The 6,481-nt window shown below is 72.8% G+C and carries 5 protein-coding genes; 4 read left to right on the forward strand and 1 reads right to left on the reverse strand.

Annotation, left to right across the window (positions count from 1 at the left end):
* Nucleotides 1-43 precede the first annotated feature (43 nt).
* The gene (locus tag FRZ03_RS04120) at nt 44-2,263 is read left to right on the forward strand and encodes an NADP-dependent isocitrate dehydrogenase (protein ID WP_146463763.1); all 2,220 of its coding nucleotides are present in this window, start codon (nt 44-46) and stop codon (nt 2,261-2,263) included.
* Between the two features lie 68 nt (nt 2,264-2,331).
* On the opposite strand, the gene FRZ03_RS04125 is transcribed toward FRZ03_RS04120, so the two are convergent.
* A complete protein-coding gene (locus tag FRZ03_RS04125) occupies nt 2,332-2,787 on the reverse strand; it encodes a hypothetical protein (protein WP_146463764.1) in 456 nt (151 codons plus the stop codon).
* A 261-nt stretch (nt 2,788-3,048) separates the two neighbouring features.
* On the opposite strand from FRZ03_RS04125, the gene FRZ03_RS04130 reads away from it, so the two are divergent.
* The 3 genes from FRZ03_RS04130 (at nt 3,049) to FRZ03_RS04140 (ending at nt 6,356) form a co-directional block, all read left to right on the forward strand.
* Nucleotides 3,049-4,362 carry a bifunctional o-acetylhomoserine/o-acetylserine sulfhydrylase gene (locus tag FRZ03_RS04130; protein ID WP_146463765.1) on the forward strand — a complete coding sequence of 438 codons (1,314 nt, stop codon included), beginning with the start codon at nt 3,049-3,051 and terminating at the stop codon, nt 4,360-4,362.
* The gene (metX, locus tag FRZ03_RS04135; RefSeq protein ID WP_146463766.1) at nt 4,363-5,502 is read left to right on the forward strand and encodes a homoserine O-acetyltransferase MetX; all 1,140 of its coding nucleotides are present in this window, start codon (nt 4,363-4,365) and stop codon (nt 5,500-5,502) included. It abuts the gene before it with no gap.
* Nucleotides 5,503-5,576: 74 nt separating this feature from the next.
* On the forward strand, nt 5,577-6,356 hold the full coding sequence (locus tag FRZ03_RS04140; RefSeq protein ID WP_146463767.1) for an N-formylglutamate amidohydrolase: 780 nt from the start codon (nt 5,577-5,579) through the stop codon (nt 6,354-6,356).
* The last annotated feature ends 125 nt before the right edge of the window (nt 6,357-6,481 follow it).

A 6,481-nucleotide genomic window follows, 5' to 3' on the forward strand; every position in this document is an offset into this window, starting at 1 on the left:
TCTTGATGTCGAGCAATGTTACAGACGTGGAGCGGAGCACCCGGTGACTGACTCGAGCATCATCTACACGTACACAGACGAGGCCCCGGCCCTGGCGACGCATTCTTTCCTGCCGGTGATCCGGGCGTACGCCTCGCAGGCCGGTGTGCCCGTGGAGACCCGCGACATCTCGCTGGCCGGGCGCATCATCGCCGTCTTCCCGGAGTACCTGTCCGAGGACCAGCGCATCCCCGACGCGCTGACCGAGCTGGGCGAGCTGGCCAAGACGCCGGCGGCCAACATCGTCAAGCTGCCGAACATCTCGGCGTCCATCCCGCAGCTCAAGGCGGCCGTCGCCGAGCTCCAGGCCAAGGGCTACGGCCTGCCGGACTACCCGGACGACCCGAAGACCGACGAGGAGCGCGAGATCCGCGCCCGTTACGACAAGGTCAAGGGCTCCGCCGTCAACCCGGTGCTGCGCGAGGGCAACTCCGACCGCCGTGCCCCGGCGTCGGTGAAGAACTACGCCAAGACCCACCCGCACCGCATGGGCGCCTGGACCCCCGAGTCCAAGACCAACGTGGCGACCATGGGCGAGCACGACTTCCGCTCCACCGAGAAGTCGGTCGTCATCGCCGAGGACGGCGCGCTGAAGATCGAGCTGGTGGGCGCCGACGGCACCACCACCGTGCTGCGCGAGTCCGTGCCGGTCCTGAAGGACGAGGTCGTGGACGCCTCCGTGCTGCACGTCGCGGAGCTGGAGAAGTTCCTCGCCGCGCAGGTCGCCCGCGCCAAGCAGGAGGGCGTGCTGTTCTCCGTGCACCTGAAGGCCACGATGATGAAGGTCTCCGACCCGATCATCTTCGGTCACGTGGTGCGCAGCTTCTTCCCGAAGACGTTCGCGAAGTACGGCGAGACCCTCAAGGCGGCCGGTCTCACCCCGAACGACGGCCTCGGCGGCATCCTCAAGGGCCTGGAGGCCCTGCCCGAGGGCGCCGAGATCAAGGCCTCCTTCGACGCCGAGCTGGCCGAGGGCCCGGAGCTGGCCATGGTCGACTCCGACAAGGGCATCACCAACCTGCACGTCCCCTCGGACGTCATCGTGGATGCCTCCATGCCCGCGATGATCCGTACCTCCGGCCACATGTGGGGCCCGGACGGCCAGGAGCACGACACCCTCGCCGTCATCCCGGACTCCTCGTACGCCGGTGTCTACCAGGCCGTCATCGAGGACTGCCGGGCCAACGGCGCCTACGACCCGTCCACCATGGGCACGGTGCCGAACGTCGGCCTGATGGCGCAGAAGGCCGAGGAGTACGGCTCCCACGACAAGACCTTCGAGATCCCGGCCGCGGGCACCGTCCGCCTGGTCGACCAGGCCGGCAACGTGCTGATCGAGCAGCCGGTCGCCGAGGGCGACATCTTCCGCGCCTGCCAGACCAAGGACGCCCCGATCCGCGACTGGGTCAAGCTGGCCGTCACCCGCGCCCGCGCCACCGGCGACCCGGCCGTGTTCTGGCTGGACGAGGGCCGCGCCCACGACGCGCAGCTGATCGCCAAGGTCAAGCAGTACCTGCCGGAGCACGACACCGAGGGCCTGGACATCCGGATCCTGTCCCCGGTCGAGGCCGCCAAGCTGTCGGTGGAGCGCATCCGCCGCGGCGAGAACACCATCTCGGTCACCGGCAACGTGCTGCGTGACTACCTGACCGACCTGTTCCCGATCCTGGAGCTGGGCACCAGCGCCAAGATGCTGTCGGTCGTCCCGCTGATGGCGGGCGGCGGCCTGTTCGAGACGGGCGCCGGCGGTTCCGCGCCCAAGCACGTCCAGCAGCTGGTCAAGGAGAACTACCTGCGCTGGGACTCGCTCGGCGAGTTCTTCGCGCTCGTGCCCTCCCTGGAGCAGTACGCGCAGGCCACCGGCAACGCCCGGGCCAAGGTGCTCGCCGACACCCTGGACCGCGCCACGGCGACCTTCCTCAACGAGGACAAGTCCCCGACCCGTCGCGTCGGCGGCATCGACAACCGCGGCAGCCACTTCTACCTGTCCCTGTACTGGGCGCAGGAGCTGGCCAAGCAGACCGACGACGCCGACCTGGCCAAGGCGTTCGCGCCGCTCGCCGAGTCCCTCGCGGCCGACGAGCAGAAGATCGTGGACGAGCTGAACGCCGTCCAGGGCAAGCCGGCCGACCTCGGCGGCTACTACCGCGTCGACCAGGCCAAGGCGGACGCGGTGATGCGTCCGTCGGCCACCTGGAACGCGGCCCTGGCCTCGCTGAGCTAGTCCGGGCTCACAGCGGCGCTCCGCCCCATCGCAGCGCGGTGGGGCGGAGCGCCGCTCCGTGCGTGGGACTACGGGTGGTAGATCTCCTGCATGGCGGTGATCCGGCCCTTGGCATCGGCGCGGAAGTAGAAGTACGGGCTGTTGGCGAGCTTGTGCTTCACCAGCCACTGCGGGGCGACCTTCACGGTCGTGGTGTCGCGCAGGACCTCGACGGAGGCACCCGACGCGAACCCGACCGATCGGGCGGCGCCGCTCGGGGTGTAGACGACGTCCTCGTCGTTCGCCTTGTTCACCTTGCACGTCTGCGGGGTCACCCGCACGACCGTCTGCCCCTTGACGGTCCTGGCGGAGTCCAGCTCGACGAAGCGCTGGTACCCGCTGGGCAGGTGGCACGGCTTCCAGGCCGTGGCCTTCGCGGTCCGCACCGGGGCGTTCGGGCTGGCGCCGGCCGACCCGCACGTGGTGGCGAGGAGCGCGGCGGCGGAGGCCAGGACGACGGCGGCGGAGACATGACGGTGGTTCATGGGCGTCCTCTGCTGTGACGAGCTGCTGACACCCGGGAAGAGGGCCCCCGGCCGGCCCGCGTTTCACCCGCCGCCGGCTGTGACGGGACGGTGACAACCGGCACACGGCCGGAACAACGGCCGTGTGTGTCGCGGATGTTGCGGCCGTGTTGTCGTCCATGACGTCCTCGTGTCGGCTTCTCCCCGCGCCTGTCGGGGGGTGCTGCCGCGTGCTTACCTCGTGCCACGTCACCGCCCTGCCCCGCACGAGGAGCACGCACCATGAGCACGCAGCCCGACCCCGCCGCCGCCTGGTCCTTCGAGACGAAGCAGATCCACGCCGGGGCGGCCCCCGACCCCACGACCGGCGCCCGGGCCACCCCCGTCTACCAGACCACCTCGTTCGTCTTCCGGGACACCCAACACGCGGCCGACCTGTTCTCGCTGGCCGAGCCCGGCAACATCTACACCCGGATCCACAACCCGACCACCGACGTGTTCGAGCAGCGGATCGCCGCCCTGGAGGGCGGCGTCGGGGCGGTCGCGCTGGCCTCGGGGCAGGCGGCGGAGACCCTGGCGATCCTGAACCTGGCGGGTGCCGGCGACCACATCGTCGCCGGCGCCGCCCTGTACGGCGGCACGTACAACCTCCTGCGGCACACGCTGGCCCGGCTGGGCATCGAGGTCTCCTTCGTGGACGACCCGGACGACGTCGAGGCCTGGCGGGCGGCGATCCGGCCGAACACCAAGGCGCTGTTCGCCGAGGCGCTGGGCAACCCGCGCGGCAACGTCCTCGACGTGCGGGCGGTGGCGGACGTGGCGCACGCGGCCGGGGTGCCGCTGATCGTGGACAACACGGTGGCCACCCCGTACCTGCTGCGGCCGATCGAGCACGGCGCGGACGTCGTGGTGCACTCGGCGACCAAGTTCCTCGGCGGGCACGGCACCGCCATCGCGGGCGTGGTGGTGGACGGCGGCACCTTCGACTTCGGGGCGCACCCGGACCGGTTCCCGGACTTCAGCGAGCCGGACGCGAGCTACCACGGCCTGCGCTACTGGCCGGCGCTCGGGCCGGGCGCGTTCGGGGTGAAGCTGCGGGTGCAGCTGCTGCGCGACCTCGGCCCGGCGCTCGCCCCGCACTCGGCGTTCCTGCTGCTCCAGGGGGTGGAGACGCTGAGCCTGCGGCTGGAGCGGCACACCGCCAACGCGCAGGCGATCGCCGAGTGGCTGGAGCGGCGCGACGAGGTGGAGACCGTCCACTACGCGGGCCTGGAGTCCAGCCCGTGGTACGAGGCGGCGCAGCGGTACCTGCCGCGCGGGGCGGGCGCGATCGTCTCCTTCGAGCTGCGCGGCGGCGTGGAGGCCGGCAAGCGGTTCGTCGACGGGGTCGAGCTGTTCAGCCACCTCGCCAACATCGGCGACGTACGCAGTCTGATCATCCACCCGGCGTCCACCACGCACAGCCAGCTCACCGAGGAGGCGGCGGCGGCCTCCGGCACCACGCCGGGCCTGGTGCGGCTGTCCGTCGGCATCGAGAACCTGGCCGACCTCAAGGCGGATCTGGAGGCCGGCTTCCGCGCGGCCAAGGGCGCGTAGGTGAACGCGGTCACGGTCACGGAACGGCTGCCCGTCACCGGGGCCTGGCGGGAGGGCGACCCGCCGGGCCGCCGCCGGTGGCATGCGGCCGGCCGGCCGCTGCCGCTGGAGGCGGGCGGTGAACTGCCCGGCGTGCGGCTGGCGTTCGAGACCTGGGGGCGGCTCGCGCCGGACGCGTCCAACGCGGTGCTGGTGCTGCACGCGCTGACCGGCGACAGCCATGTCGCCGGTCCGGCCGGGCCCGGGCACCCCACTGCGGGGTGGTGGGAGCCGCTGGTCGGGCCCGGGCGCGCGCTGGACACCGACCGGTGGTTCGTCGTGGCGCCCAATGTGCTGGGCGGCTGCCAGGGCAGCACGGGACCGGCCTCGGCGCGCCCGGACGGCCGCCGGGCCTGGGGCGGCGCGTTCCCCTTCCTCACCCAGCGGGACCAGGTCGCGGCGGAGGCGGGGCTCGCGGACTCCCTCGGCATCGACCGGTGGGCGCTTGTGGTGGGCGGCTCGATGGGCGGCATGCGGGCGGTGGAGTGGGCCGTGTCGTACCCGGAGCGCACCGGAGCGCTGCTGCTGCTCGCCACGACGGCGGCGGCGAGCGCGGAGCAGATCGCCTGGGCCGGCGTCCAGCTGCGCGCGATCCGCTCGGACCCCGGCTGGCAGGGCGGCGACTACCACGACTCGGGCCGGGGCCCGGCCACGGGCCTGGGCCTCGCCCGCCGGCTGGCCCACATCACCTACCGCAGCGAGCCGGAACTGGGCACCCGCTTCGGCCGGGCGCCCCAGGGCGCCGAGGACCCCTGGCGGGGCGGCCGCTACCGGGTCGACTCCTATCTGGACCATCACGCGGCCAAGCTGGTACGGCGCTTCGACGCCGCGAGCTACGTCACCCTCACGGAGGCGATGAACGCCCATGACGTGGGCCGCGCGCGGGGCGGCCTGCGCCCGGCCCTCGCCCGGGTCACCTGCCCCACCCTGGTGGCCGGCGTCGACTCCGACCGCCTCTACCCCCTCGCCCAGCAGGAAGAACTGGCGTCGCTGATCCCTGGCGCCGACGGTCCCCGGGTGCTGGAATCGCCGTACGGCCATGACGGCTTCCTGATCGAGTCGGAGCAAGTGGGCTCCCTGGTCCGCGAGTTGCTGGACTGAGGGGCACCGCGCACCGGCGCGGGCAGGGCCGCCCGGCCCTGGTCCACGACGTACCCCTCCCGTAGGAGCCGCCCATGCCGTCGTTCGAACTCCTGCCCGGCGCGCCCGAGTCGGCGGTGCTGCTGCACGTCCCGCACTCCGCGCGGGCGATCCCCGGCGACGTGCGCCGTGGGATCGTGCTGGACGACGCCGCGCTGGAGCGGGAGCTGGACCACATCACGGACGCGCACACCGCGGAGCTGGCCGAGCGGGCGGCGGGACTCTCGCGGCTACGGCCGTGGCGGCTGGTGAACCGGCTGTCCCGGCTGGTCGTGGATCCGGAGCGGTTCCCGGACGAGCGGGAGGAGATGCGCGCCGTCGGCATGGGCGCGGTGTACACGCGCACCACGCACCGCGAAGAGCTGCGGCCCGCGGACAGCGACCCGGAGCCGCTGATCGAACGGTACTTCCGGCCGTACGCGGCGGCCATGACGCGGGCCGTGGCCGGCCGGCTGGCCGCGACCGGGCGCGCCGTCGTGATCGACGTGCACTCGTACCCGGCCGAGGCGCTGCCCTACGAACTCCACGGCGACGGCCCGCGCCCGCCGGTCTGCCTGGGCACGGACCCCTTCCACACCCCGCCCCGGCTGACCGACACGGCGCGCGCGGCGTTCGCCGGGTGCGGACCGACCGGTCTCGACAGCCCGTTCAGCGGGACCTATGTGCCACTGGAGTACCACGGCACCGAGAACCGGGTCGAGGCGTTGATGATCGAGATCCGCCGGGACACCTACCTGCGCGAGCCGGGCGGCCCGCCGGGCCCCGGCCTGCACCGCCTCGCCACGGCACTGGCCGCGCTGATCGACGCGGTGTGACGACGGCCGTGGCAACGCCGTACGACAACACCGTGCGAGACGCCTGTGACGACGCCGCGGCCCGGCGGACGCGGCCACGGCCGAGCCCCCGGCCACCCCGGCCGACGCGATGGCCGGATCACCCA

This window comes from Streptomyces misionensis (assembly GCF_007896895.1).
Classification (GTDB): domain Bacteria; phylum Actinomycetota; class Actinomycetes; order Streptomycetales; family Streptomycetaceae; genus Streptomyces; species Streptomyces misionensis_A.

Bases quoted from the DNA above. Each gene is read 5' to 3' on its own strand.
- FRZ03_RS04125 (WP_146463764.1), bottom strand. From the start codon at position 2,787: ATGAACCACCGTCATGTCTCCGCCGCCGTCGTCCTGGCCTCCGCCGCC.
- FRZ03_RS04140 (WP_146463767.1), top strand. From the start codon at position 5,577: ATGCCGTCGTTCGAACTCCTGCCCGGCGCGCCCGAGTCGGCGGTGCTG.
- FRZ03_RS04130 (WP_146463765.1), top strand. From the start codon at position 3,049: ATGAGCACGCAGCCCGACCCCGCCGCCGCCTGGTCCTTCGAGACGAAG.